This is a genomic window from Herpetosiphon sp. (assembly GCF_003512625.1).
GTDB classification, from domain to species: Bacteria; Chloroflexota; Chloroflexia; order Chloroflexales; family Herpetosiphonaceae; genus Herpetosiphon; species Herpetosiphon aurantiacus.
This window is the reverse complement of sequence record NZ_DOPT01000103.1, coordinates 1-221: the sequence shown is the minus strand read 5'-3', so window position 1 is coordinate 221 and position 221 is coordinate 1. Positions and strand designations below refer to the sequence as shown.

Here is a 221-nt window from a genome sequence, read left to right as displayed (position 1 = left end):
GCGACCGATGTCCCGACTGCAACGGCAACGGATGTGCCAACGGCAACGGCGACCAATACACCCGAACCAACCATGACGAATACGCCAGAGCCGACGGCGACTGACGTGCCAACGGCGACGGCAACCGATGTGCCAACGGCAACGGCGACCAATACACCCGAACCAACCATGACGAATACGCCGGAGCCGACGGCGACTGACGTGCCAACGGCGACGGCAAC

The 221-nt window shown here is 63.3% G+C and carries 1 pseudogene; it reads left to right on the top strand.

Going from position 1 to position 221, the window contains the following annotated elements:
* Positions 1-221, top strand: a pseudogene (locus tag DEF47_RS23470) (hypothetical protein); the annotation flags it as partial.